A 24,434-nucleotide genomic window follows, 5' to 3' on the forward strand; every position below is an offset into this window, starting at 1 on the left:
TTACTCCTGTCCCCCGCCCTCGGCGAGGTAGCCTGGGAGTTCACCCCGGAACAAAGCCCCCAGGGTATCGGCCAGGGCAATGGTAAAGATGGTCAGCCCCACCGCCAGAAGGCTCTGGGGTATCCAGATGGGCAGCGGCAACAACCCTGGGGCCAGGTCGCCATAGCGGTAAGAGTCCAGCACCAGCCGCCAGAGTTGAACAGCAGCGTAGCCCGAGGCCAGCAGGGAAAACCCGCCTACTAGAAGCTCGAGGCCCCGTCGCACCCTCCCCTGAAGCCGCCGGATCAGCACCCCCACCCGGATGTGGGCGCCTGCCCGCAGGGTAGGGGCCAGGGCAAAGAACACCGCCCCGGCCATGGCAAACCCCGAAAGCTCGTTGGCCGAGGGAATGGCCAGCCCCAACTGCCGCCCCAGGATCTGGGCTAGAATAATCACAAAGATGAACACTACCAGAAGCCCTGCTACCAGGCTCGAGAAGTGGTACAGGCTATCCAGGAATCTTCGCATAAGACCTTCCCAAGGCCAGCGTCAGGTAGTCGGTAGCCCTCGATACCTCTACAAGCCACATGCCACATGCCACATACTTCATCTGCCCAGGTAAGCACGGTAGATGTTGACCCCGGTAGCCCCCGCCCGCCGGAGCCACTCATCGGTCATGGTCTGTCCGACCTTTTTCAGATCGGCCACCAGTTGCGGGCTGGGCTGCAACACCTGCATACCCCGCTGGGTCAGGATGGCGGTCTTGCTGGAAGCCTCCTGCTGGCTGGCCTGCCAGCCGCGTTGCTCGGCCCGGCGGGCCGCCGCCAGCACCGCCTCACGGTCGGCAGGGCTCAGGCTGTCCAGAGCCCGGCGGCTCACAAAGACCATGTTTTTGGGAATCCAGGCCTTGAGGTCGTAGAAGTAGCGGGTGAAGTCCCAGGCCTGGCTGTCCACACCTGTAGAGGGGGAGGTCATCATGGCCGCTACAATGCCGGTAGCGAAGGCCTGGGGAATGTCGGCGGCTTCAACCTGGGTGGGCACCATACCGGTCAGTTCAGCGATACGCGCTGTGGCGGGGTTGAAGGCCCGGAAGCGCACCCCCCGCAGGTCAGCGATGCTATTGACCGGCTGTTTGGTGTAAAGCCCCTGCCCCGGCCAGGGCACCGAGAACAACAGGGTCATGCCCCGGCGGCTGAGCCAGTTCTCAATCTCGGCGCGGGAGGCCCGGTAAAGCCGCTGGGCATCGTCGTAGCTGCTCACCAGGAAGGGAATCGAGTCCAGGGCAAAGACCGGGTTCTCGTTGGCCAGGAGCGAGATCAGCACCTCGCCCATCTGAATCTGGCCATTGCGCACCCCAGGCAAAATCTGCGGGTGCGGCAGAAGCGAGCCTCCGCTGTTTACCCGGATCACCACCCGGCCCTGGGTAGCGGTTTCCACTTCGCGGGCGAACTCGCGGATGTTGATGGTGTGGAAGTTGCCATCCGGGTAGGGGGTGGCCATAATCCACTGGGTCTGGGCCAGGGCAGCACCCAGGGTCAAGCTTGCCAAGAGTCCAACGAGTTTGTGCATACCTATCCTCCTTTACGGCTCGAAAGCCAGAAGTGAGCGCAAAAAGCCCTCGAGGTCGGCCTGCCAGGGCCCCACAAACCCCAGCTTCTGGGATATTTCTCGTGCCGATTGGCTCAAGGCATGCAGGTAACCCGAGAGCGTTTTGGGGTCGCGGTAGTGGGCTTCTGCCCCGGCCAGACTGAGCGCCGCTACCACCTCGCCCTCCGGGCCCCGGACAGGGGCGGCCAGCTCGGCGGAGTGGGGCTCGAGCTCCCCAAAACTCGCGGCAAACCCAGTTTTGCGGGTTTCGAACAGCAGTGCTTGCAAAGGCCCCAGACCTACCGGCGTGGCCGGGGTATAGCGCTTACGCTCCCCCTGGAATACGCCTTCCCGCACGGTTGGCGGCGCAAAGGCCAGCAGAAGCCGGGTGGAAGCCCCTGCATACAGGGGCGCTCGCCGCCCAGGGGCAATATAGAGGCGCACCCTCGAGCGAGCCTCCACCACCTCCAGGTACACCCCCTCCAGCCCATCCCGCACCACCCACTGCACCGACTGGCTCGTGGCGTCGCGCAGGGCCTGCATCAGCGGCAGAGCCACCTGGCGGGCCGGGTAGGCGGCTTTGACCAGGGTGCCCAGGTGCAACAATCGCGTACCCAGGCGGTAGCGGTCGTGGTCGCGCACCAGCAGGCCATGTTGCTCGAGCGCCCGCAGGCTGCGCAGGCAGGTAGCCTTGGGCCAGCCGCTCGCCCGGGCCAGCTCCGAGAGGCCCCAGTAGGGCCGCTCCTCGCTGAAAAACCCCAGCAGGTACAGGGGACGCTCGAGGGTGGGGATGGCTTCGAGGGGTTTCATTGAATGAACCACCTGTTTATTGAATGAACCTATTGGACAAAACAGTAAAGCCCGGCCCCCTCGCTGTCAAGGGGGCGCTCACGCGACCTATTCAGCCTATGGCTGAAGACCTAAAGCATCTGAGGAAATCAGCAAGAGGCTCACCAGCCCAGCACCATAGCAAACATCAACGGCGCCACAATCGAGGCATCCGACTCGATGATGAACTTGGGCGTATCCACCGCCAGCTTGCCCCAGGTAATTTTCTCGTTGGGTACGGCCCCCGAGTACGAGCCATAGCTGGTGGTGGAGTCGGAGATCTGGCAGAAGTAACCCCACACCGGAATGTCGGGGCGCTGCATGTCCTGGTGCAGCATGGGCACCACACAGATGGGGAAGTCGCCCGCAATGCCCCCGCCAATCTGAAAGAAACCAATCGAGTGCTTTGCGCTGGTTTCCACGTACCAGTTGGCCAGTTCCATCATGTACTCGATGCCGGTTCGCACCGTGTGCACGTTCTTGATTTCCCCATTCAGGCAGTGCCCGGCGTACATGTTGCCGGTGGTGGAGTCTTCCCAGCCCGGTACATAAATGGGCAGGTTCTTCTCGGCAGCGGCCACCATCCAGCTATCCCTGGGGTCAATCTGGTAGTAGCGCTCGAGCTTCCCCGAGCGAATAATGCGGTACAAAAACTCGTGCGGAAAGTAGCGCTCCCCTGCCCGGTCTGCCGCCTCCCACTCTTCCAAAAGCGCATTTTCCAGACGCCGCATGGCCTCCATCTCGGGAATGCAGGTATCGGTCACGCGGTTCATGTGCTTTTCCAGCAGGCGTTGCTCGTCCTGGGCGGTCAGTTCGCGCCAGTTAGGGATGCGCTCGTAGTGGTGGTGGGCCACCAGGTTAAACAGGTCTTCCTCCAGGTTGGCCCCGGTGCAGCTTATGGCGTGCACCTTGCCCTGGCGGATCATCTCGGCAAGCGAAAGGCCCAGCTCGGCGGTGCTCATGGCCCCGGCCAGCGTGACCATCATCACCCCGCCTTTGTCGAGGTGGGCACGGTAGGCCTCAGCAGCGTCTACCAGGGTAGCGGCGTTGAAGTGACGGAAATGGTGTTTGAGGAACTTTGAAACTGCTCCGTTTGCCACTTGGATACCTCCCAACTCGCGGGGTGGGCGAAAGTGGCTCCCCCCTTCGGCCTCGGGTGCAGCGTACTTGCCGAACGCCGGAAACCTGCAGGCCCTACAGCCTGCCCTGCACCGCCTGCAAGTGTACTCGAGTCCACCGCGATTTCAAGACCTCGGCAGGCCTTGGTTAAGAGCAACCACTAGAAGCGCTCGTAGGAGGGGATTTGGAAAACGGGTACATTTCTACCCAAACCCGCCGCCAGTGCCCCAGCAGGTCGAGGCCTGGGTCTAGATAAAAATGAGGAGCCAGTGGCTCCTCAGCAAAAACCTGAGACAAGCTCTCAATAACAAGCGCATATATCCAGCATCGTTGCAAGCAATCAGCAGGAGTACTTCGATGGCCCTAAGACTATTTTCCAGATTGCTTCGCTACCTTTGACGGCTCACTGGTAGTCGTGGTGCTCAGCGACCTCAAATGACCCCTACCCCTGGCTAAGCTGAGCCAGCCTGGTGATCATTTCGTCTAGTTTGGATGCGAAGGGCTCCAGAGCAAAGGGGTTGGGCGCATCCGGGTCAAGTGCTTTAGTGACGGTTTGCTGGGACTGAGCACTGGAGTCAGTATTGGTCTGGTTCTGGCTGCTATCGCTCGAGGTGTTTCCGGTCTGGGTGTTATCGCTCGAGGTGTTGCTGTTCTGGCTAGTCTGGTTGGCAGACTCGGGGGTAGCTTCGGCAGCTTGTATGGCAGCACGTTGCTCGGGGGTCAGTTGAGCCAGAATCTGCTGGGCATACCACTCGGCCATCACGGGCGTAAGGGCTGCCGAATTGCGAATGGCCCGCAGGTAGAGCAGCAGTTGTTCGGCCTGCTCTTTGCTGAGCCTGGCATCGCCCTCGAGAAGCTTGCCAATCCCCTCGATATGTGCGGCCAGTTCGGTCATGACCGCGCTGGGCGCGGGGGGCTCTGGGTCGGTTTGCGCCAGCGCGCCGCCCCAACCCAGCAAAGCCAAAACCAAGAGTACCGCTAGACCGTTTTTCATGGCATTTCCTCCTGTGCGGGGAGTCCTGGCCAGGATGCTCTCCCGAAACAAGGATGGGTGGGCTTGATGGCAGTCCGGTGGCAGCCGCATGAAAAAATCAAGAAGATGAGCGTCCGGCACCCAAATCTCATGGCCAAGCAACCCACCAGAACGGGATCAACCTGCATTAACTTTCCTTGGGGTTAATCGAATCGGGGCTTTGCTCACTACAGCCGGGCGGTTCTTTGGCATAAGGTTTGCTACGTGAACGACATAGCCTCCAGAGCCGACCTCGCAGTGGTGGTGGACAGCTTCTATGCCAAGGCCCTTCAGGACGAGCAGATTGGCTACTTATTCGAGGGCCTGGACTTGATGAACCACCTGCCCGTCATCCACGACTTCTGGGAGAACATCCTGTGGCATACTGGCGCCTACAAGGGCGGTATGATGTACAAGCATCTACTGCTGAATGCCCGCAAACCGCTCAAACTCGAGCACTTCCAGCGCTGGCTCGAGCTCTTCACCCAGACCATAGACGAGCACTACGCAGGCCCCAACGCCCAGACCATGAAGCAGTTCGCCTACTCCATTGCCAACACCATGTACAGCCGCATCTCCCAGCAGAATGCCATCCCGCTGGGGGTTCAGGACAGCCCGCCCAAACCAGCAGGCTGAGCGGGTTCCTAGGAGATTTTGCCGCTCACAACAAAACATTCGGCCATCGGGAAAAGGGCGTGGTTAAGGTCTTTCGCTGCCCCCGGAAGGCTCGTCATTCGCGGAAAACCCCAATCTGGTTCTAATACCAACTCTGCGCGTGAGCGGCGCTAAACGCGCCCCTCACTTGCCGCGCCAGGGGGCGCGTCCGAGGGACTTGTATATCGCTTTTGGGTCACTTCTGAGCAGATTCGGTATAAGTTGCGCCCGTATAAGGTTTAGAGATGAATCCAGGCTGAACTAGAAAATCATGCTCCGGGCGCAATACCCGGATGGTTTTCGATCATGCCATTATCCAAAACATAGGCGGTAGGCACTTAGCGAAACCAGCGAAGCAGCAGGTTGAAGAGCAGGCTCAGCCCCACACTAACCAGCACCATCGAGGTAAGGGGAAGGTAGAAGCGAAATCCCTCCCGCTCGATGCGAATATCTCCCGGCAGGCGACCAAACCAGCTCAGCAACCCAGGCGCATACAACCAAACCAGACCCAGGGCCACAAGCACAATGCCCAGCCCCAGCAAAAAGCGCCCGACCTCCATGCTTCAATGGTAGCCCAGTTCCCGCAGGGCTTCAGGGTCTTTGCGCCAGTTGGGGTACACCTTGACCTGCAGGTCCAGGTAGACCTTGCGCGCCAGAAAAACCTCCAACTGCTTGCGGGCTGCCGCCCCAATTTCGCGGAGCATCCGCCCCCCTGAACCGATCAGGATGGGTTTGTGGTTCTCGCGCTCGACGTAGATGTTGACCTGAATATAGAACATGCCGTTGTCCCGGAGCTCAAATTCCTCGGTTTTGGTGGCAATGGAGTAGGGAATCTCCTCCTTGAGCCGCTTCATGGCTTCCTCGCGCACAATCTCGGCAGCCCATTCCTCGGGGGTCTGGTCGCCCTTGGCGTAGTCTTCGGGGAAAAAGAAGGGGCCTTCGGGTAGCAGAGCCAGCACCTCATCGCGCAGGGCTTTGGCGTCGCGTTCGTTCTGGGCCGAGATCATGCGGGTTTCCAGGCCCGGCAGCAGTTCGGCGTAGGCTTGCAGGGCTGCCTCGGGATACTTGGCGGCGTCGGCCTTGTTACCCACCAGAACAATGGGTACCTGTCCCTTCAAGGGGCGCAGGGCACGGGCGACCAGCTCGTCCTCGTGGGTGGGGGGGTGGCGCAGATCCACCAGCCAGAGCACCACGTTGACCTCGGCCAGGGCATCGGTAATCTGGCGGATCATGTACTCGCTCATGGCATCGGCGGCCTCGTGCCAGCCCGGCGTGTCCACAAACACAATCTGTCGGTTGCCCTCGGTATGGATGCCGCGCACCCGTTTGCGGGTGGTCTGCGGTTTGGGGCTGATGGGGGCGATCTTCACGCCCAGCATGGAGTTGAGCAGGGTAGACTTGCCCACATTGGGTTTGCCCACCAGGGCCACAAATCCGGAATAGGTGGTTCCTTCAGTCACCGCTTTAGTATAGATGAACCTCCAGGCTCTCCCCCATCCGCTATCCTGATGCGAGCTATGCCCGACCCCCTGGCCCTTGCACTCGCCCCCCAGATTGGCCCCAGCCGCCTGCAGCAAGCCCTTGCCACCGACCTGAGCGTGGAGGCGGTGGCCGAACTGCTGGGCCGCGAAATTGCCTCTGGTTACGCCAAAACCTTACAGGAGGGCCGGGCCGAGCAGGAGCGTGAGCAGGCAGCCCGGCTGGGCCTGCGGCTGATTGGGCTGTGGGAGCCCGACTACCCCGAGGTACTGCGTCACCTCGAGAGCCCCCCTATGGTGCTGTACCTGAAAGGGGAGCTACCACCTTCCGAGCGCAACATTGCCGTAGTGGGCACCCGCAAAGCCAGCCCCTGGGCCACCGCCTGGACGCACAAGGTAGCACGCGAACTGGCCGAGGCCGGGGTGGGCATCATCTCGGGGCTGGCCCTGGGGATTGATGCCGCCTCGCACAAGGGCGCTCTGGAGGGGGGCGGCTACACCCTTGGGGTGCTGGGCAGCAGCATGGATCGCTTCTATCCCCCCCAGAACCGTGCCCTGGCCGAAAGGATGAACGTGCTCTCGGAGTTTCCACTGGGAACCCCCCCACAACCAGGTCTGTTTCCCCGGCGCAATCGCATTGTGGCTGCGCTGGCCAAAGCCGTGCTGGTAGTGGAGGCCGGGGAGAAAAGCGGCAGTCTGATTACCGCCAGGTTTGCGGCGGAACTGGGCCGCGATGTGCTGGCCGTACCGGGCCGCCCCGGCGATACCTTCTCGCTGGGCTGCAACCGGCTGATTCAGGACGGGGCGGGGCTGGTAATGCATACCGAGGATGTGCTGAACGCGCTGGGGGTGCGGGCTCCACAAAAGCAATCGGTTCAGCTCGAGGGCCCCGAAGCCCAGGTCTACCGGGCCTTGCTCGAGCTCTCCGAGGCCCTGCCCGATGACCTTGCCCAAACCACCGGCCTCTCCCCTGCCGAGACGCTTTCAGTGCTGACAATGCTTGAAATCAAGGGGCTGGTGCAAAGCAACGCAGGGCGCTACAGCCCGATCTGACGGGATTTATGCCGGATTCAAAAAGACTAACCAACGGCATGGGTTTGGTGCTGTTATACAGGGGCTCTACATTTCCGCCACTCCGCTTCGGCCTGCACCTGCTCCAGCGCCTCCTGCAAGACCTTCACCCCGGCCCCCCGCCGGCAGGCCCGCTCGGAGAGCCACCTGCGCCACAAACGGCCTCCGGGCTGCCCTTTGAACAGGTTGAGCATGTGGCGGGCAATGGCCCACAGGGGTGTGCCCCGCTCGAGCTCCGCCTCGGCGTACGGCAGCATGGCCTGGGCCACGGCCAGGCGGGTGGTGGCGTGGGTTAGCCCGAACAGCCTCGAGTCGGCCTGCTCGAGTACAAACGGGTCTTCGTAGACGGCCCGCCCCAGCATGACCCCATCCACCCGTGCCAGGTGGGCCTCCGCTTCATGCAGGTTCCGCACCCCCCCATTGAGCACGATGGTCAGGTGGGGGAAATCCTGCTTGAGGCGGTACACCCACTCGTAGCGCAAGGGCGGCACGGTGCGGTTCTCGGCGGGTGAGAGCCCCTTCAGGTAGGCTTTGCGGGCATGGATGATAAAGACCTCGATGCCCACCCCCGCCAGTTTCTCGATAAAACGGGCCACATAGCCGTAGTCCTCTACATCGTCCACCCCCAGGCGGTGCTTGGCCGTGACGGGCACCTTCACCGCCTGTCGCATCGCCGCCAGGCAGTCGGCCACCAGGTCAGGCGAAAGCATCAAGCAGGCCCCAAACCCACCCCCCTGTACCCGCTCCGAGGGGCAGCCCAGGTTCAGATTAATTTCGTCGTAGCCCCACGCTTCCCCTATCCTGGCAGCCTCGGCCAGCCTTTCCGGCACCGAGCCTCCAAGCTGCAAAGCCACCGGGTGCTCTTCGGGGTTGAAATTCAGCAGCCTGGGGCGGTCACCCAGCAGAATGGACTGATCCACCACCATCTCGGTATACAGACGGGTACGCCGGGTAATGAGACGCAGCAAATAGCGAAAATGCCGATCCGTCCAGTCCAGCATGGGCGCTACGGATAAGAGCCAACGGGATGAATTCAAAAATCTCATTGGATTACAGTGCTTTGCTGTTAACCAGATTCATGAAATCGTAAAAGTCTATGATATGAATGTTTGAGTGAGGTAAGTAAGTCTGTAACCCACCCGAAATGTACCAGTCCTTAAGACTTTGATTCCAACCAGTGCCGGCAAGCACGATATATGCCTTTTGAGGGCGCAGCTTGGTTTCCGTCAGATTTTTCTTGGATTTCGAACCCTTTTGCACATTTAGCTCTTTTTGGCTAAGTAGATGCACAAGACGGACAACCTCAAAGGGCACTTTCTCTTCCACAGTTCCACTAGAACCCTGCCACTTTAGCGAAACGAATACCACTTCTGGAAAGGTGATCACAAAATCTACGGTGTGCTGGCGTCCAGCCAATGAGTTAGGGACTCTAGCTTGCTCAAGATACTTATAACCCTGATGTCTGAGTGCGGCACTTAGCATGGTTTCAAAAGTTTTTCCTGAGGCTGTCCGGGCTGACATCAAACCCCTCTGTAAGCTATCATCTCCTGAGCAGGGCTTCTATCTCCATTACAACTTATCCTTCTCGGAGCCTCGATAACCTCTACATCAAATCCCAAACTCGTATACAGGTCAAGGATCCGGGATGTGGCCTGGTTGGATATCACAACGGGCACGTCAAGCTGGGCAAGCCATCTTGCTAAACGCACCTGATCGGCCCAGGTAAAATCATCTGAACTATACTGCGTGAACTCCACATCGTAGGGAGGATCTGCATATACAAAATCTTTAGAGCTAATCTGAAGCCGAGCAAAGTCACCCGTGCAAAACTCCCAGTTTTCGAATACTTCACGGTATTGTCTAAAATCTGACATGTAAGTTATGGTCTTATACTTCCCAAAAGGAACATTGAAAAAACCACGCCGATTGAACCTGCAAAGTCCGTTGTAGCCCGTCCGATTAAGGTAATAAAACAATAAAGCAGCCTCAGCACTATCAGCCTGGTTATCCAATATAAGCAGGTTGAATCGTTCTCGGTTTGCCTGATAAATTTCACGGCTATTCTCGAACTTCACTCCCTTCACTTGTAAGCCACGCCTCAAGTGCAAATAGAAATTGATTAGGTGTGGATTGATATCATTTAGCAATGCGTGCTCCGGCATCAATGAAAGAGTAACTCCCATGCCCCCCACAAATGGCTCTACCAAACGCCTTTTGCTATGTTTTAGCCAGAAACGTTCACGTATTACTGGAGCTAACCAACGTTTCCCTCCAGCCCATTTCAACGGTGGAGCTAAAGGGGTTTGCAAGGGAATCAGTGCTTGAACCATTGCGTACAAGTGTAAGTTAGGTAGCTTTCAAATGCTACCTATCGCCAACCAACCACTCGCTAGGCGATACCCTTTTGGGCTCACGGAATTCGATATCTTCCCACTCCCCCTCTTCGATCACTTCCAGATTGGGGTTCTGCCTGCGAAAATAGGCCACCACTTCCTGCACCAGGTCGTCCGGGGTCGAGGCCGCCGAGGTGATGCCGATAGAGCGCACACCCCGCAGCCACTCCGGCTGAATGTCCTGCACGGTGTTGATGCGCTCGGCCCGGCCCACCAGGCTCTGGGCCAGCTCCAGGAGGCGCATTCCGTTGGAGGAGGCCAGGCTGGTCAGTACCAGGAACATGTCTACCTGGGGCGCAATCTGCTTGACGGCATCCTGACGGTTTTTGGTGGCATAGCAAAGGTCGTGTCGGCTGGGAACAACCAGCCTGGGGAAGCGTTGCTTAAGAATGTCAATGGTGGCAAGGGTATCGTCCACCGAGAGGGTGGTCTGGGTTAGCACCACCACCTTCTCGGGGTTTGGCACCTCGACCGTATGGGGGTCGGCCAGGCGGGGGTCGCGGCCCACATGGGTATGGACAGCCACCAGAATAGTGTTCTCCGGGGCCTCGCCACGGGTGCCTTTGATCTCCTGGTGGTCGGCGGAGTCGCCAATCAAGAGGATGGTATAGCCCTCCCGGGCATAGCGCTTGGCCTCGCTGTGCACCTTGGTAACCAGGGGACAGGTGGCATCAATCTGGTACAGGTTGCGCTCCGCCGCCTCGGTGCGCAGCCAGGGGGGAATCCCGTGGGCCGAGAAGACCACCGTTTCGCCCAGCTTTTTGCCCGCCTGCGCAAGCTCGGAGCGCAGTTGCTCCACTTCAGCCAGGTCTTCAACAAAGTGAACACCGTGCTGTTCTTTCAAACGTTTGACGACCACATCGTTGTGGACAATGGCGTGGTAGACCACCAGCTCGCCTTCGTCGCGCAACTCTCTAGCCGCCTTTTCTACCGCCTCGATGGCCATGACCACCCCAGCACAAAAACCCCTGGGTTTAGCTAGATAGATTCGCTCCACCATACCGAGCCCTTACCATAGCACAGGAAGGTTTGCGGCTCTGTAAGTTGAGACTGCGCATGCAGGCTCTTATCATTTGCCTGGGCATCGTCGCTTCAGCCCCTCACCCGGCGATAGCGGTTACCGCCAGAATTGCTTTATTTGGCCAAAGGGGCACCAAACTAGCCAGCGCTGTCGCCACCCTCTCCCGCAAGGGGAGAGGGAAAGGGGAAAACGATAAATGCCTGACTGCGCATGTAGGCTCTTATCATTTGTCATGCTTTGGCACGATAAATGTCTGGTTTAGCGGCTTCTGGGCAAGCGAAAAGAGTCAGTGGTGTGGTAATTTTACGCTTGTGCAGCAAGAACTTCAGGAGCTGGCCTGGCGTTTTGGAAAACCCCTCGAGGGCACCCAGCGTCTGGGCACAAACTCCTATTTGGCGGTTAGCAGAACCCGTATTGCGGAAGTTTGTCTGGTGTATCGGCGACCTAGCGGCAAGCTTCTAACCCTCACCAAAGCCTTTTATCCCACGGGGGTGTACCGTTTGCCCACCGGAAGTATTTTGCCCGGTGAATCGGTAATGGAGGCCCTCGAGCGCGAAAGCTGGGAAGAAACCGGGCTGCAAGCCCAAATCCTGCGCTATCTGGCCCACATTACCTACCAGCACAATGAGGGCCGCCTGTTTCACAGCTACGTTTTCCTGCTGGCAGCCAATAATGACCCGCAGCCACAAGATCACCTCGAGCAAATCAGCGATTTTCAAGAGGTTTCCGCGCCGGGTCTGCTGGAAATTGCCCAGAAACTCGAGGGCTTACCCCCCCATTTCTCCAAAGAACTGGGAGCTACCTGGGCCGACTGGGGAAAGTTCAGGGCGGTGGTTCATCAGGTCGCTGCTCAAGCACTCACCCAGCATCAGACTTTTTGAGGTCACAGCGCGTACAGCATGCCAAATTTGCGGTTCAGGTAGTCCACCAGGTACTGCGGGTTGAGGTCTTCGCCCGTCACCTGTTTTAGCAGGTCGCGGGGCCAGTAGCGGCTCCCCTGGCGGTGAATCTTTTCCCGGGTCCAGTTTAGCAAGGGCGCAAACTCGCCTCGCTCAAACTGAGCCTCGAGCGGCCCCAGGTCTTTTTCGGCTTGCACAAACAACTGCGCTCCGTAGAGGTTGCCCAGCGTGTAGGTGGGGAAGTACCCGATCAACCCCGCCGACCAGTGCACATCCTGCATTAACCCGTCCCGAATTGCAGGCGACTGAACCCCCAGATAAGCCTGGTACTTGGCATCCCAGGCCTCGGGGGCCTCGTCAATATCCAGCTCACCGCGCAACAAAGCCAGCTCAATCTCAAAGCGAATCAGAATATGGAGGTTATAGGTCACCTCGTCGGCCTCTACCCGGATCAGACTGGGCTCGACCGCATTAATTGCAAAGTGGAAATCTTCCAGGCTTACATCCCGCAAGGATTCAAAGCGCTGCTGGGCTGTGGGCCAGAAGTAGCGCCAGAAGCCCAGGCTACGCCCTACCAGGTTTTCCCAGGTACGGCTTTGCGACTCGTGCATGCCGAGGGAGATTTCACTTCCCATGGGTGTCCCAAAATGTTCGGCCAGCAACCCCTGCCCGTACAACCCATGTCCCATCTCGTGCACGATTCCGAAGAAACCCGCGTTAAAGTAGTTCTCAAAGTAGCGAGTGGTCAGGCGCACATCGCCGGGGCCAATCCCCTGCATGAAGGGGTGGGCCACTATATCCAGTCGCCCGGCCTCCAGGTCGAAGCCAATCCTGGCAATGACCTCCTTGCCAAAAGCCTCCTGGGCGGCCTGGGGAAAGTGGCGGCGGAGTATCAAGGTATCCGGCCTGCGTGAGCTACCCTGAATGCGCTCCAGCAACTGTACGGTGGCTTCCCGCAGATGCCCGAAGGTGGCCTCGAGCTGCCGTGCTGTGGCCCCCGGCTCGTACTGATCGAGCAAAGCATCGTAGCGTTCTTCCTGGTAGCCAATCGCATCGGCTGCTTCGCGGGTCAGGGCAAATATTTTCTTCAGAACCGGCTTAAAGCCCTGCCAGTCATTCTTGGGGCGGGCCTCTTGCCAAACAGCCTCTCCCTCGCTGGTGGCCTGGGCCAGCTCAACAGCCAGTCGCTCGGGAATTTTCGTCTGTAGGTCGTAGGCCCGCCGCCACTCCCGCACGTTCACCGCTTCCACAGACGTGGGCTCTCCCAGCCAGTCCGAACCCTCCACTATGGCGAGCATCTCCCCTATGCGGGGATCGGTGCCCCGCTGATGCAGCAGCCTGGCCAGGGTAGCCTGCATCATGGCCCGGTGAGGCTGACCCTTTTTGGGTGTGTAGGTGGCCTGATCCCAGGCGGCTAGTTTACTGAATGAAGCCAGGTAGGCGGTCTCTTTGCTGTGTTCTAAAAGCCAACGGTATGCTTCTTGAGCAGTCATACCGGCCCATCATATGCCTTTTGACTATCCCTTGACCGCGCCCGCCGTCAAGCCGGCCACAATGCGCTGCTGGAAGATGAGCACCAAAATCACCAGCGGCACCGTCACCACCACCGAGGCCGCCATAATCGAGCCCCAGGGAATTTCGAAGGGAGTGGCCCCACCAAAGGAAGCAATCGCCACCGGAACGGTGCGCACATTGTTGCCGATGGTAAAGGTTAGAGCAAAAAGGTACTCGTTCCAGGCGGCGATAAAAGCCAGCAAGCCGGTGGTCACCAGACCGGGCCCGGTGAGGGGCAGCATGACCTTGAGCAGGGTCTGGATGGGAGTGGCTCCATCCACGTAAGCGGCCTCCTCGAGCTCACGCGGCAACCCACGAAAATAGCCGGTCAGCACCCAGACCGTGAAAGGCAGGGTAAAGAGCAGGTACGAAAGAATCAGGCCCGCGTGGGTGTTGAACAGGTTGGTCTCACGCAGCAATACGAACATACCCGAGAGCACCGAAACCTGGGGGAACATGGTCATGGCCAGCACGATGTAGAGCACCGCGTTCTTGGGCGGAAAGCGCAAACGGCCCAGCGCATAGGCCGCCATGACCCCCAGCACTAAGCAGATCAGGGTAGCCCCACCGGCCACAATCAAACTGTTGAGCAGGTTCCGGCCAAACTCCGCTCCACTGAACACGTTTTGATAATGCGTGAGGGTAAAGGGCGTGGGCAAAAAGCTGGGGTTGGAGCTAAAAAGGGCATCGCTGGTCTTGAAGCTGCTAATCACCGCCCAGTAGAAAGGGAAAACGCTATACACCACAATAAAAACCACCAGCAGGTAAAAAAGCGCCCGTCCAGCGTAGTAAGACAAGCCTTTAGTCCTCACCGCGCACCCCCCGTCCCGCTACGCGCATGTACAACACCACAAAAATAAAGATGATGACCAGAATGGCTACCGATATGGCCGACCCATACCCCAGGTCCTGAAAGTCAATCAGGGTCTGGCGGTTGTAGATGGCCAGGCTGCGGGTAGCGGTGTTGACCCCCACCATCACAAAAATCACGTCGAAGACCCGCAGCGCATCCAGGGTGCGGAAAATGAGCGCTACCACTAAGGCCGGGGTCAGGAGCGGCAGGGTCAGCGTCCAGAACTGCTGCCAGCGGCTGGCCCCGTCAATATCGGCGGCCTCGTAGATGTCACTGGGAATGAGCTGCAAGCCGGCCAGCAGCAACAGGGCCATGAAGGGCGTGGTTTTCCAGACGTCCACCGCCACCATTGCCCACAGCACCGTGTTGGGGTTGGCCAGGAAGGCAATCTTGTTGGCGACCAGGCCGGTGTTGACCAGGATTACGTTAATCACCCCATAGATGTCGTTGAGCATCCACTGCCACATCTTGGCCGAGACCACCGTCGGGATGGCCCAGGGAATCAGGATGGCAGCCCGCACGATGCCGCGCCCCTTGAAGTTGGAGTGGATCACCAGGGCAATGGCCAGGCCCAGAACGGTCTCGAGGAAAACCGAAACTACGGTGAAGCGCAAGGTGTTCCAGAGCGCCCCCCTAAAATCGGGGTCTTGCAGCAAAAAAAGGTAGTTCTTGAAACCCACAAACTCGGTGGGCTCTACAAAAGAGATGTCGGCCCGGTGAAACGAGTAGTAAAACACCTGGGCCAGCGGGTAACCTGCCACAAAGGCCACAACCAGTAACGTAGGCAAGACCAGCAGCCAGGCCAAACGCATTTGCCGAAGAGTAAGCATCTATATCCACCTCCATCCAGCCGACCTAAAAACGCAGCTTGGCGATACTGTTCCAAGACACCAATACTATATGGGTTCAGGTCGCTCAAATCCTATTTCGCTAAAGGCGCGCTGCATGCCACCAGCAGATGGCTGAGCGCAAAATACGAAAACTCCCCACAGCTCAAAACTTACGACTCTGGCGTCCTGGAAAGGTGCCTGCTATTAAAGAATGGGGCCGGATATCCGACCCCATTCCCCGACAAGGCGTTTTTTAATGGCCTAGCGCAGAATGCGCCGGAAGGCAGCTTCCATGTCCCGCACGGCCTGAGCAGCGGGCTTCCGTCCGGTGATGGCCTCGTGTACGCCCGTCCAGAAGGCTTCGGAGACCTGGTTGTAGCGAGCACCGGCTACACCCGAAGGACGACCCACGGCGTTCTGGAAGACGGGCAGCAGGTCTTTGAAGAAGGCGTTCTTGGCCAGCACCTGGGGATCGTTGTAGAGGGCCGGGCGGGTCGGCAGACGCGACAGGCTGATGGCATTGTCCTTCTGAATCTCCACGCTGGTGAGGTACTTAACGAGGTCAGCGGCCACCTTCTGGTTCTTCGAGTAGGTCGAGACCATCAACTGCCAGCCACCCAGGGTAGCAGCATTGCGGCCCCCCGAGCCTGCGCCACGGGGCAACACGGTCACGCCAATTTTGCCGCGCACGGCGCTGCCTTCACTCTGACCCAGGCTGTAAGCATAAGGCCAGTTGCGCATGAAAGCGGCGTTGCCCGACTGGAAGGCGTTGCGGGCCTCTTCTTCAGCGTAGCTGGTCACCCCTGGAGGCGAGATACGGCCTACCCAACTGCGTACCATGTTGAGGGCGGCAATGGCCTGGGGGTTGTTGATGCTGATGCGGCCATCGGGCTCGATGATACGGCCCCCGCCCATGGAGAAAATCCACTCGAGGGCATCGCAGGTCAGGCCCTCGTAGGCTTTACCCTGCCAGACAAAGCCCCAGAAGTCGCGGTTGCCCGCCTGGCGCTCACCGGCCTGGATGCGGGTGGCTTGCTGGTCAAGCTCGGTCCAGGTCTGGGGCGGACGCTGGAAGCCGTATTTCTGCAACAGGTCGGTGCGGTAGTAGAGCAGACCCGCATCGGTGAAGAAGGGAATCGAGGTCAGCTTGCCCCGGATGGTGTTGTTCTCAACGATCCGTGGGAAGAACTCTTTGAGTTCGGCCTCGGTGAAGAACTGCTTGAGGTCGGCAGCGTGGGGCGCCACAATGCCAGGCCAGATCACATCAATCATGTAGACGTCTACGTCGGCGCTGCGGGCTGCCCAGTATTGCTGGTACAGGGCCAGACGGTCGTTGGTATCGGCGGGCGAGTCAATGTACTCGATTTTGTTGCCGGTTTTCTGAGCCCATTCTTCCGATTTGGCCTTCATCCAGCGGCCACCCTCGCCTACAGCGGTCGAGTCGCCCGCTACACGAATCGTCACCCCCTGGGCAAAGGCCAGCCCCCCTACCGCAAGGGTCAGGGCTAAAGCACCTACCAGCCACTTCTTCATGTTTCCTCCTGTTTCAGTGGAAGTGCTTCCATCAATCGCTGTCCAATTTCGACTGACTGCACTTTTGTTTGTGGAAGACCTTCCAACCGGGAGTGTAACCCAGGGCATATAAACTGTCAACTCAAGATTTGGATGGCTTTTCACGTATGATGAGCCAACCGATGTTGAGAAAGTTTTGTCCTGGACAAAGCAAAGGCCGCCCATTCAGGCGGCCACTTTTGTGCAGAGCGCGATAAGCGTCTGTTTTACCGGATTCAAAGAGACAGTCGGCCACGGATCAACCGAATCTGGTATTACAGTTTTTTGAGCGACTGCACCAACTGCCCCAGTACGCTCTGGGCATCGCCGTAAAGCATGCGGGTGTTGTCGGCGTAGAAAAGCTCGTTTTCCACCCCGGCAAACCCCTTGCCCTGCCCGCGCTTGATGACAATGGCGTTCTTGGCCTTGTCCACGTCCAGAATAGGCATGCCGTAAAGCGGGGAGCCCTTGCGATGAGCAGCGGGGTTGACCACGTCGTTGGCGCCAATCACCACCGCCACGTCGGCCTGGGGGAACTCGGGGTTGATGTCCTCGAGGTCGTAGAGCTTGTCGTAGGCCACCCCCGCCTCGGCCAGCAACACGTTCATGTGCCCCGGCATCCGGCCCGCTACCGGGTGAATGGCGTACTTGACCTCGATACCCTTGGCCTCGAGTACATCTGCCACCTCGCGCAGCTTGTGCTGGGCCTGGGCCACAGCCATTCCGTAGCCGGGTACAAAGATAACCTTGGAGGCGTAAGCCAGCATGACCGCCGCATCTTCCAGGTCAATCGGCTTGAGGCTGCCCTTCACCTCGCCTGCTTCCTGCTCAACGCCAAAGCCCCCTACCAGCACGCTCCACAGGCTGCGGTTCATGGCCTTGGCCATCAGGAGGGTGAGCAGCGTACCCGCCGCACCGACCACCGTACCGGCCACTATCAGAGCAGCATTCCCGATGGCAAAGCCCTCAAAGCCTACCGCCAGGCCGGTGAAGGCGTTGTAGAGCGAAATCACCACCGGCATATCCCCACCGCCAATGGGCAGGGTCATCAAGACCCCAAAGCTGAGGGCCAGGAGGAAAAAAGCCAGGATGGGGTAGCCCGGCTGGCTGACGAGCACCCACAAAGCCAGCAGCAAGGCCCCCACCCCCACACCGGCATTGACCAGCTTTTGCGCTGGGAACTGGATGGGGCGGCTCGACATAAGGCCCTGTAGCTTGGCAAAGGCAATCAGGCTCCCAGTGAAGGACACCGAACCGATCAGCGCACCTAGAATAGCGAGCAACTTGAGCCCCTGGGCCTCGCCAAACTCTCCGCGCAGAAGCTCCACCGCCGCAATGGCCCCGGCAGCGCCCCCACCCATGCCGTTGTAGATGGCCACCATCTGGGGCATGTCGGTCATCTGCACGCGCTTGGCGGCAATCCAGGCCACCACCGTGCCGATGACGATAGCCACCAGCATCAAAAGCTGGTTGTGCATGTTGGGGAGCAGGAAGGTCGCCAGCGTTGCCGCCACCATGGCAACCCCGGCCCAGATCACCCCGCTACGGGCCGTGTTGGGCGAGGACATGCGCTTGAGGCCCAGAATAAACAGGAGCGCCGTCAGGAAGTAGATAAGCTCGACAAAGTTTTCCATAGCAACATATAGCATTGGACGGTAGCCAGAAAGCCCGCAGGAGGCTTAGGGCTATCGGTTGTGAGCTATTGGCCTCCTTTCGGCTTGCGCTCAAACATTTCCAGCATCCGTTCGGTCACGGCGTAGCCCCCCGCAGCGTTGGCGGCTCCCAGAATGACCCCGAAGAAGCCAATGGCCTGCTCGAGGGGCGTCTCGGCGTGGCCCAGCACCACCATGGCCCCCACCACCACAATGCCGTGAATAAAGTTAGAGCCCGACATCAGGGGGGTGTGCAAAATCACCGGCACCCGGCTAATCACTTCGTAACCAGTAAAAGCCGCCAGCAAAAAGATATAGAGCGCAGCCCAGGTTGAGTCCATCAGGCACCTCCAACGAGCGCCCTGGTGGGCGCATGGGTAATCTCGCCTTGGTGGGTTAGAAGCGCCCCGGCCAGAATCTCGTCGCTCCAGTCGGGGGCAAGTTGACCATCTTTGATGAGCAGTTTGGAGAGGTTGTAGAGGTTTTTGGCGTACATCTCGCTGGCGTGTACCGAGAGCGCACTGGGCAGGTTCAGGGGCCCCACAATCTTGACCCCGTTCACCTCCACCGTCTTGCCCGGCTGGGTCAGCTCGCAGTTGCCCCCGGACTCGGCGGCCAGGTCTACCACCACCGCACCGGGGTTCATCCGCTCGACCATGTCCTTGGTAATGAGGATGGGCGCGTTGCGGCCCGGAATCTGGGCGGTGGTGATGACCGCATCCATACTGCCCACCTCTTTGGCCAGGGCTTCATGCTGGATTTTCTTTTCTTCCTCGGTAAGCTCGCGGGCGTAGCCCCCTTCGCCCTCGGCGCTGATGGGTAGCTCAATAACCTTGGCCCCTAGCGACAGGGCTTGCTCGGCTGCCGCTTTGCGAACGTCGTAGGTCCAGACATTAGCCCCCAGGCGGCGCACCGTAGCAATGGCCTGCAAGCCTGCCACGCCCACCCCCATCACCATGACCTTAGCAGGGCGGATGGTGCCCGCCGCAGTCGTGAGCATGGGGAAAAAGCGGCTGCTCTCTCGCGCGGCTATCAGGGCGGCCACATAGCCGGCCACGGTAGCCTGCGAGGAGAGCACGTCCATACTCTGAGCCCGGGTAATGCGGGGCACAAGCTCCATGGCCAGGGCGGTAAGCTTACCGGCGGCCATGGCCTGTACCCGCACCGGGCTGCGGTGGGGGTACATCAGGCCCGCCACAATGGTGCCGGGCTCGAGCTGCGCCAGATCCGATTGATCCAGAGGCTGTACAGTGAAAACCACCTGCGCACCTTTGAAAAGCTGATCCCTGGATACAATCTCGGCCCCCACATTTCGGTACGCCTCATCGGAGTAGTAAGCCTCGGCGCCGGCACCGGCCTCGAGGCGCACACCCCAGCCTTCCTTAATCAGACGGCTCACCACCTCCGGCGTGAGCGCCACCCGGCGTTCACCTGGGGCGGTTTCTTTGGGTACCGCTATTTGAACCATTCGACCTCCTAAAAACACTCGACGTTTGGTATACCGCTCCGCAGGGAAGTATACCAGTGACGGCCCAGGGAGCAACGTCCCAACCCGATGATTGACCTGGATTCCCTTGTCTCAATACAATCGCTTTCGTTCTGATAAGGAGTACTTGTGGATTTCCAGGGAAAAGTGGTGATAGTGACCGGCGGGGCCTCGGGCATGGGGGAGGCTTCTGCCCGGGAGTTTGCCAGGGCCGGGGCCCAGGTGGTGATAGTGGATCGCAACGAGGCGCAAGCCCGCCGGGTCGCAACTGAACTGGGGGCAGACGTGCGGGTTGGGGATGTGAGCGATTCGGCCTTCTGTAACACTGTGGTGGAAGAAACGGTACGGCGGCATGGGCGGCTGGATGTGCTGGTCAATGCGGCGGGCATCATCGTGCGGGCCAGCGGCGAGCACACCACCGACGAGCAGTGGAACCGCATCATGGGGGTGAACGTGAGCGGCACTTTCTTCATGTGCCGGGCTGCCATCAAGGCCATGAAGCCTCAGGGTAGCGGCGCCATCGTCAACTTCGGCTCCATCTGGGGCGACCTAGGGGCCGCCGGGGTAGCCGCCTACTGTGCCAGCAAGGGCGCGGTACACAACCTCACCCGCGCACTGGCCCTCGACCACGCCAAAGATGGCATCCGCATCAACGCGGTCTGCCCTGGCGAGGTGAATACCCCCATGCTCCAGTCCGAGCGCAAGGAACCCGTCACCCCCGAACTTTTGCAACGCCTGGCCGATACCGTACCGATGGGCCGCCTGGCCGACCCGGTGGAGATTGCCCAGGTGGTGCTTTTTCTGGCCTCGAGCAAAGCCAGCTACATGACCGGCTCGCTGGTGCTGGTGGATGCCGGGTTTGCTGCCAGGTGAAGGCAGCCTCGAGGCCCGTAGCCGTCAACCTGGGGCTCTAATCGAGCATCTTTCGAGCAAGGAAATCAAAGCGGGCTTGGTTTCAAGGTCTTTTTGCTGCGGACTTTTGCGAACAGCATCTCTGCACACCCCTGAGGGGAGCTATCCATGGAATACCGCAATCTGGGTCGAACCGGCGTCAAGGTTGCACCTCTGGCCCTGGGCACTGACAACATCCTGAACCCCACCCCCGAAGCCGAGGCCAGGGAGATGATTCTTCGGGCCATCGAGGCTGGCATCAATCTGATTGATACCTCCAACAGCTACATGCAGGGCGAGGCCGAGCGGGTGATAGGACAAACCCTCAAAGAAAGCGGCCTGCGCGACCAGGTGCTCATCGCCACCAAGGCCCACTACCCCACCGGCCCCGGCCCCAACGACCGGGGGAACTCGAGGCTCCACCTGATACGGGCCTGTGAAGACTCGCTGCGGCGGCTGCAAACCGACTACATTGACCTCTACCAGCTTCACCGCCCGGTTTTCGACATGCCCATAGACGAGACCCTCTCGGCCCTGACCGACCTGGTGCGCCAGGGCAAGGTTCGCTATATAGGCAGTTCCACGGCCCCGGCCTGGAAGGTGCTGGAGGGCATTCTGATCAGCGAGCTTAAGGGGTATGTGCGCTTTGTCTCGGAACAGCCGCCCTACAATCTGCTGGATCGGCGCATCGAGAACGAGCTGATTCCCATGGCCCAGGCCTACAACCTGGCCGTTCTGCCGTGGTCGCCCCTGGCCATGGGGATGCTGGCCGGGCGCTACGCCGACGAGGCGCTTCGCCCCGAAGGCTCCCGCGCCAGCCTGCGGGGGGGAATTTACGCCGAGCGGGTCTCGCCCAGGGCGGTACATATGGGCAACCGCTTTGTAAAGCTGGCCCGCGAGGCCGGCTACGACCCCGCGCAACTGGCCATTTTGTGGGTCAAGGATCAACCCGGCATCACCGCCCCCATCATCGGGCCCCGGAGTGTGGAACAGCTAAAGCACCTGCTTCCGGTGCTGGACATGACCCTGCCGGAGGATATCCGAGCGGCCTGCGACCGGCTGGTACCGCCCGGCAGTGCCGTGGCCAACTTCCACAACTCGGCCCCCTGGATGAAGATGCAGTTGGAGGTGGGCTGAGCCTTCGGGGTGGCTGCTGCATCAGCTACTCAAGACCCCTCTCCTGCAAAGGGGGCTCGAGAGCCCACGCCAACCATAACGCCCACATAACACCGCCTCGGCTATGCTCGAGCAAAGGAGCCTGCCATGCGAAGCATCCTCGGCGTTCTAGCGTTGGTGGTTTTGGGCACAGCCGCCTGGGCCAAGTGTGACCATCCCTTCTACCCGGTGCGTGAGGGCTGGGTCTGGACATACAGCTCGAGCGTGGACAAGAACCCCTATACCATCCAGACCCTGGAGGTTAAAGCGGACCGCTTCATCCAGCGCTTCACCTTTACCAACTTTGGCTTCGACAGCCGCTGGACGTGCGACGCCAGGGGCCTCACCCAGCCCGAATTCGCCCCCTCCGGCCAGACCGGCTTGCAGATGAAGTTCAAAACCCGCAAAGCCACCGGGGTGGTGCTGCCCCAGAACCTGCGGGTGGGGAGTAGCTGGAGCTACAGCTACGAGGCAAGCGGGGAGGCCCAGCAGGGCAACCTGACCATCCAGATGGAGCAAAGCGTCCGCACCACCAGCAAGGTGGTAGGCCAGGAAAGCGTGAGCGTGCCTGCCGGACGCTTTACGGCCCTCAAAGTGGAGAGTACCCAGACCACCCGTGGCACCATGACCATGGGGGGCCGGAGCAGCCCCCTGAACCTGACCGTGAAAAGCACCTCCTGGTACGCCCCCAACGTGGGGCTGGTGAGAAGCCAGAGCGAGCAGGTGGTTATCGAGCTGGTGAGCCTGAAGCGCTAGGCCCACCCCAGCGCCAGCCAGGCCCACACCCCCAGCGCAAACAAGGCTGCCAGGCCCAACAGCACCCGGAACACCCACACCAGATAGCCGGCCCCAAAAAAGAGTACGGCCCCCACCCCCGCCATCCAGGCTCCCGCCACCGAAAGATGGCGGGCCACGCCTTCCAGAAAGCCGGGGAAATCTATGCGAACGCGCATCAGGTTTTTGTCCAGGTTGGGGTCAATGGTCTGGTTGGCCAGGGTGAAGGCCAGCCAGGCCAGGAGTACGCCCAGTGCCACCAGGAGGCCGCCCAGGAGCTCGAGCCACAGGGTCGAAGCAGGCATCGCTTTCATACAGGATAGGATAGGGGAACCATGCCCTCCGTTGCTGCCCGCATCTTCGTTGTGCTGCTTCTGGCCTACTTTCTCTCCTACTTCTTTCGCGCGGTTAATGCGGTCATCTCCCCCGACCTGCGGCAGGATCTGGGGCTTTCCTCGGCCCAACTGGGGCTGATGACCAGCCTGTTCTACCTGACCTTCGCGCTGGCCCAACTCCCCCTGGGTTCGCTGCTGGACCGCTACGGCCCCCGCTTTGTACACCCCGCCCTGATGCTGGTGGGGGCCGGGGGCGCGCTCCTGTTTGCCAATGCCCAGGATTTCCTCACCCTTTCGGTGGGCCGGGCTTTGCTGGGCATCGGCTTTGCCGCCGCCTTGATGGGGGCTTTGAAAGCTTTTTCGCTGTGGTTTCCGGCCTCTCGCTACGCCAGCGTGAGCAGCCTGTATGTGGCGCTGGGGGCCTCGGGGGCCATTGCCGCCTCCTCGCCACTGGCCTGGCTCAAGGAGCAGATCGGCTGGCGGGGGGTCTTCGAGGGCGGGGCTTTGGTGATTGTGCTGGTAGCCCTGGTGGTGGTGCTGGGGGTTCGCAACGCTCCTAAAGGTGTTGCGCTTCCCCAAAGCACCCAGGCGGGCCATGCCGGGGTGATCTGGCGCAACCCCGACTTCTGGCGCATGGGCTGGCTCAACTTTATGGTGGGGGGCGGGTTTTTGGCCTGGCAGACCCTGTGGGGCGGCGACTTTCTGTTCAAGGTGCGGGGGATGGGGGGGCTCGAGGTGGGCGGTGTCCTCTTCGCTTTTTCGCTGGCCGCCGTTCTGGGCTTTTTGCTCTGCGGTCCCCTGGCCGACCGTTTGGGCCTGCCCAGGGTGCTGCTCTCGGCGGGCATCGCTTTCACGCTGGGGCCATTGCTGCTGGCCTTGTGGCCGCAGATGCCCCTGGCCCTCCTGTACGCGGTCTACCTGCTCATGGGCTTTACGGGTGCTTTTAACATTCTGAGCCTGGCCCAGGCCCGGCTCACCTTCCCCACCGAGCTCACCGGGCGGGCCGTCACGGCCATTAACTTCATGGGCTTCATGGGGGTCTTTTTGCTCCAGTGGGGGATGGGCATTGTGCTGGGGCAGAGCAACTACAGCACCGCTTTGCTGGTCTGGTCGGCCCTGATCGCGCTGGCCATAATGGCTTACCTGCCCCTGGCCAAAGCCCCGCATCGGGCAAGCAGTCTTTAGCAGGCTTTTATCACAACCCTCGGATTAGCTTGAGTAGAGGATAGGGATTAGCCGAGAACTTTCTAACCGAGCGCAACACCGGCCACTTTTTGAGGTGCAAGAGGCTCAGGATTACATCTCGTAAGTA

General features: G+C 60.1%; 26 protein-coding genes. 7 read left to right on the forward strand and 19 right to left on the reverse strand.

What is annotated here, in order from left to right:
• The 5 genes from J3L12_RS13280 to J3L12_RS13300 form a co-directional block, all read right to left on the reverse strand.
• Nucleotides 1-507 carry a TRAP transporter small permease gene (locus J3L12_RS13280; RefSeq protein ID WP_208015537.1) on the reverse strand — a complete coding sequence of 169 codons (507 nt, stop codon included), beginning with the start codon at nt 505-507 and terminating at the stop codon, nt 1-3.
• 78 nt (nt 508-585) lie between these two features.
• Nucleotides 586-1,548 (reverse strand): TRAP transporter substrate-binding protein, encoded by a 963-nt coding sequence (locus tag J3L12_RS13285; RefSeq protein ID WP_208015538.1) that lies wholly within the window; start codon nt 1,546-1,548, stop codon nt 586-588.
• Between the two features lie 12 nt (nt 1,549-1,560).
• A complete protein-coding gene (locus J3L12_RS13290) occupies nt 1,561-2,376 on the reverse strand; it encodes an IclR family transcriptional regulator (RefSeq protein ID WP_208015539.1) in 816 nt (271 codons plus the stop codon).
• Between the two features lie 140 nt (nt 2,377-2,516).
• Nucleotides 2,517-3,494 (reverse strand): deoxyhypusine synthase family protein, encoded by a 978-nt coding sequence (locus J3L12_RS13295; protein ID WP_208015540.1) that lies wholly within the window; start codon nt 3,492-3,494, stop codon nt 2,517-2,519.
• A 461-nt stretch (nt 3,495-3,955) separates the two neighbouring features.
• Entirely contained in the window at nt 3,956-4,507 is a 552-nt protein-coding gene (locus J3L12_RS13300; protein ID WP_208015541.1) for a hypothetical protein, read from the reverse strand.
• Nucleotides 4,508-4,750: 243 nt separating this feature from the next.
• Here J3L12_RS13300 and J3L12_RS13305 point away from each other — a divergent pair, with 243 nt between their 5' ends.
• Nucleotides 4,751-5,161, forward strand: a complete 411-nt coding sequence (locus tag J3L12_RS13305; RefSeq protein WP_208015542.1) for a group III truncated hemoglobin — start codon at nt 4,751-4,753, stop codon at nt 5,159-5,161.
• Nucleotides 5,162-5,517: 356 nt separating this feature from the next.
• On the opposite strand, the gene J3L12_RS13310 is transcribed toward J3L12_RS13305, so the two are convergent.
• Both J3L12_RS13310 and era read right to left on the reverse strand, forming a co-directional pair.
• Nucleotides 5,518-5,739, reverse strand: a complete 222-nt coding sequence (locus tag J3L12_RS13310) for a DUF2905 domain-containing protein (protein ID WP_208015543.1) — start codon at nt 5,737-5,739, stop codon at nt 5,518-5,520.
• A 3-nt stretch (nt 5,740-5,742) separates the two neighbouring features.
• On the reverse strand, nt 5,743-6,639 hold the full coding sequence (gene era, locus J3L12_RS13315; RefSeq protein ID WP_208015544.1) for a GTPase Era: 897 nt from the start codon (nt 6,637-6,639) through the stop codon (nt 5,743-5,745).
• 57 nt (nt 6,640-6,696) lie between these two features.
• On the opposite strand from era, the gene dprA reads away from it, so the two are divergent.
• Entirely contained in the window at nt 6,697-7,710 is a 1,014-nt protein-coding gene (gene dprA / locus J3L12_RS13320) for a DNA-processing protein DprA (protein ID WP_208015545.1), read from the forward strand.
• A 53-nt stretch (nt 7,711-7,763) separates the two neighbouring features.
• Here the strand turns inward: dprA and dusA are convergent, their stop codons facing one another.
• From dusA to ispH, 4 genes are read right to left on the reverse strand one after another with little or no spacing between them, the layout of a single operon-like run.
• On the reverse strand, nt 7,764-8,765 hold the full coding sequence (gene dusA, locus J3L12_RS13325) for a tRNA dihydrouridine(20/20a) synthase DusA (RefSeq protein ID WP_279381137.1): 1,002 nt from the start codon (nt 8,763-8,765) through the stop codon (nt 7,764-7,766).
• Between the two features lie 13 nt (nt 8,766-8,778).
• The gene (locus J3L12_RS13330; protein ID WP_208015547.1) at nt 8,779-9,249 is read right to left on the reverse strand and encodes a PD-(D/E)XK nuclease superfamily protein; all 471 of its coding nucleotides are present in this window, start codon (nt 9,247-9,249) and stop codon (nt 8,779-8,781) included.
• A complete protein-coding gene (locus J3L12_RS13335) occupies nt 9,249-10,058 on the reverse strand; it encodes a Dam family site-specific DNA-(adenine-N6)-methyltransferase (protein ID WP_208015548.1) in 810 nt (269 codons plus the stop codon). The genes J3L12_RS13330 and J3L12_RS13335 overlap by 1 nt, the downstream gene beginning before the upstream one ends.
• Before the next feature lie 34 nt (nt 10,059-10,092).
• Nucleotides 10,093-11,121, reverse strand: a complete 1,029-nt coding sequence (ispH, locus tag J3L12_RS13340) for a 4-hydroxy-3-methylbut-2-enyl diphosphate reductase (RefSeq protein WP_208015549.1) — start codon at nt 11,119-11,121, stop codon at nt 10,093-10,095.
• Between the two features lie 332 nt (nt 11,122-11,453).
• Between ispH and J3L12_RS13345 the strand changes: the two genes are divergently transcribed.
• Nucleotides 11,454-12,023: an NUDIX hydrolase gene (locus J3L12_RS13345; RefSeq protein WP_208015550.1), complete on the forward strand. Its 570-nt coding sequence runs from the start codon at nt 11,454-11,456 to the stop codon at nt 12,021-12,023.
• A gap of 2 nt (nt 12,024-12,025) precedes the next feature.
• Here J3L12_RS13345 and J3L12_RS13350 read toward each other — a convergent pair whose 3' ends face one another.
• From J3L12_RS13350 to J3L12_RS13380, 7 genes are all read right to left on the reverse strand, one after another.
• A complete protein-coding gene (locus tag J3L12_RS13350; RefSeq protein ID WP_208015551.1) occupies nt 12,026-13,534 on the reverse strand; it encodes a carboxypeptidase M32 in 1,509 nt (502 codons plus the stop codon).
• A 24-nt stretch (nt 13,535-13,558) separates the two neighbouring features.
• The gene (locus J3L12_RS13355) at nt 13,559-14,392 is read right to left on the reverse strand and encodes a carbohydrate ABC transporter permease (RefSeq protein ID WP_243455240.1); all 834 of its coding nucleotides are present in this window, start codon (nt 14,390-14,392) and stop codon (nt 13,559-13,561) included.
• A 4-nt stretch (nt 14,393-14,396) separates the two neighbouring features.
• Nucleotides 14,397-15,278 (reverse strand): sugar ABC transporter permease, encoded by an 882-nt coding sequence (locus J3L12_RS13360; RefSeq protein ID WP_208015553.1) that lies wholly within the window; start codon nt 15,276-15,278, stop codon nt 14,397-14,399.
• Nucleotides 15,279-15,539: 261 nt separating this feature from the next.
• On the reverse strand, nt 15,540-16,811 hold the full coding sequence (locus J3L12_RS13365) for an ABC transporter substrate-binding protein (RefSeq protein WP_208015554.1): 1,272 nt from the start codon (nt 16,809-16,811) through the stop codon (nt 15,540-15,542).
• A gap of 293 nt (nt 16,812-17,104) precedes the next feature.
• Nucleotides 17,105-18,463, reverse strand: coding sequence for an NAD(P)(+) transhydrogenase (Re/Si-specific) subunit beta (locus J3L12_RS13370; RefSeq protein WP_208015555.1), 1,359 nt, complete (start codon nt 18,461-18,463; stop codon nt 17,105-17,107).
• 65 nt (nt 18,464-18,528) lie between these two features.
• Nucleotides 18,529-18,822, reverse strand: coding sequence for an NAD(P) transhydrogenase subunit alpha (locus J3L12_RS13375; protein WP_013014151.1), 294 nt, complete (start codon nt 18,820-18,822; stop codon nt 18,529-18,531).
• Nucleotides 18,822-19,949: a Re/Si-specific NAD(P)(+) transhydrogenase subunit alpha gene (locus J3L12_RS13380; RefSeq protein ID WP_208015556.1), complete on the reverse strand. Its 1,128-nt coding sequence runs from the start codon at nt 19,947-19,949 to the stop codon at nt 18,822-18,824. The genes J3L12_RS13375 and J3L12_RS13380 overlap by 1 nt, the downstream gene beginning before the upstream one ends.
• A 147-nt stretch (nt 19,950-20,096) precedes the next feature.
• Here J3L12_RS13380 and J3L12_RS13385 point away from each other — a divergent pair, with 147 nt between their 5' ends.
• The 3 genes from J3L12_RS13385 (at nt 20,097) to J3L12_RS13395 (ending at nt 22,769) form a co-directional block, all read left to right on the forward strand.
• Complete coding sequence (locus J3L12_RS13385) at nt 20,097-20,840, forward strand: SDR family oxidoreductase (RefSeq protein ID WP_208015557.1); 744 nt, start codon at nt 20,097-20,099, stop codon at nt 20,838-20,840.
• 147 nt (nt 20,841-20,987) lie between these two features.
• Complete coding sequence (locus J3L12_RS13390) at nt 20,988-21,995, forward strand: aldo/keto reductase (protein WP_208015558.1); 1,008 nt, start codon at nt 20,988-20,990, stop codon at nt 21,993-21,995.
• Between the two features lie 126 nt (nt 21,996-22,121).
• A complete protein-coding gene (locus tag J3L12_RS13395; RefSeq protein ID WP_208015559.1) occupies nt 22,122-22,769 on the forward strand; it encodes a hypothetical protein in 648 nt (215 codons plus the stop codon).
• Here J3L12_RS13395 and J3L12_RS13400 read toward each other — a convergent pair.
• Nucleotides 22,766-23,101: a hypothetical protein gene (locus tag J3L12_RS13400; RefSeq protein ID WP_208015560.1), complete on the reverse strand. Its 336-nt coding sequence runs from the start codon at nt 23,099-23,101 to the stop codon at nt 22,766-22,768. The genes J3L12_RS13395 and J3L12_RS13400 overlap by 4 nt on opposite strands.
• A gap of 21 nt (nt 23,102-23,122) precedes the next feature.
• Between J3L12_RS13400 and J3L12_RS13405 the strand changes: the two genes are divergently transcribed.
• Nucleotides 23,123-24,307 carry an MFS transporter gene (locus J3L12_RS13405; RefSeq protein WP_208015561.1) on the forward strand — a complete coding sequence of 395 codons (1,185 nt, stop codon included), beginning with the start codon at nt 23,123-23,125 and terminating at the stop codon, nt 24,305-24,307.
• Nucleotides 24,308-24,434: the final 127 nt, after the last annotated feature.

Source organism: Meiothermus sp. CFH 77666 (genome assembly GCF_017497985.1).
Taxonomy (GTDB): domain Bacteria; phylum Deinococcota; class Deinococci; order Deinococcales; family Thermaceae; genus Meiothermus.

Excerpts from the sequence above, each read along its gene's own strand:
- J3L12_RS13280 (WP_208015537.1), bottom strand. The coding sequence starts at position 507 with ATGCGAAGATTCCTGGATAGCCTGTACCACTTCTCGAGCCTGGTAGCA.
- J3L12_RS13285 (WP_208015538.1), bottom strand. The coding sequence starts at position 1,548 with ATGCACAAACTCGTTGGACTCTTGGCAAGCTTGACCCTGGGTGCTGCC.
- J3L12_RS13290 (WP_208015539.1), bottom strand. The coding sequence starts at position 2,376 with ATGAAACCCCTCGAAGCCATCCCCACCCTCGAGCGTCCCCTGTACCTG.
- J3L12_RS13300 (WP_208015541.1), bottom strand. The coding sequence starts at position 4,507 with ATGAAAAACGGTCTAGCGGTACTCTTGGTTTTGGCTTTGCTGGGTTGG.
- J3L12_RS13310 (WP_208015543.1), bottom strand. The coding sequence starts at position 5,739 with ATGGAGGTCGGGCGCTTTTTGCTGGGGCTGGGCATTGTGCTTGTGGCC.
- dprA (WP_208015545.1), top strand. The coding sequence starts at position 6,697 with ATGCCCGACCCCCTGGCCCTTGCACTCGCCCCCCAGATTGGCCCCAGC.
- J3L12_RS13330 (WP_208015547.1), bottom strand. The coding sequence starts at position 9,249 with ATGTCAGCCCGGACAGCCTCAGGAAAAACTTTTGAAACCATGCTAAGT.
- J3L12_RS13335 (WP_208015548.1), bottom strand. The coding sequence starts at position 10,058 with ATGGTTCAAGCACTGATTCCCTTGCAAACCCCTTTAGCTCCACCGTTG.
- ispH (WP_208015549.1), bottom strand. The coding sequence starts at position 11,121 with ATGGTGGAGCGAATCTATCTAGCTAAACCCAGGGGTTTTTGTGCTGGG.
- J3L12_RS13350 (WP_208015551.1), bottom strand. The coding sequence starts at position 13,534 with ATGACTGCTCAAGAAGCATACCGTTGGCTTTTAGAACACAGCAAAGAG.
- J3L12_RS13360 (WP_208015553.1), bottom strand. The coding sequence starts at position 15,278 with ATGCTTACTCTTCGGCAAATGCGTTTGGCCTGGCTGCTGGTCTTGCCT.
- J3L12_RS13365 (WP_208015554.1), bottom strand. The coding sequence starts at position 16,811 with ATGAAGAAGTGGCTGGTAGGTGCTTTAGCCCTGACCCTTGCGGTAGGG.
- J3L12_RS13370 (WP_208015555.1), bottom strand. The coding sequence starts at position 18,463 with ATGGAAAACTTTGTCGAGCTTATCTACTTCCTGACGGCGCTCCTGTTT.
- J3L12_RS13375 (WP_013014151.1), bottom strand. The coding sequence starts at position 18,822 with ATGGACTCAACCTGGGCTGCGCTCTATATCTTTTTGCTGGCGGCTTTT.
- J3L12_RS13380 (WP_208015556.1), bottom strand. The coding sequence starts at position 19,949 with ATGGTTCAAATAGCGGTACCCAAAGAAACCGCCCCAGGTGAACGCCGG.
- J3L12_RS13390 (WP_208015558.1), top strand. The coding sequence starts at position 20,988 with ATGGAATACCGCAATCTGGGTCGAACCGGCGTCAAGGTTGCACCTCTG.
- J3L12_RS13395 (WP_208015559.1), top strand. The coding sequence starts at position 22,122 with ATGCGAAGCATCCTCGGCGTTCTAGCGTTGGTGGTTTTGGGCACAGCC.
- J3L12_RS13400 (WP_208015560.1), bottom strand. The coding sequence starts at position 23,101 with ATGAAAGCGATGCCTGCTTCGACCCTGTGGCTCGAGCTCCTGGGCGGC.
- J3L12_RS13405 (WP_208015561.1), top strand. The coding sequence starts at position 23,123 with ATGCCCTCCGTTGCTGCCCGCATCTTCGTTGTGCTGCTTCTGGCCTAC.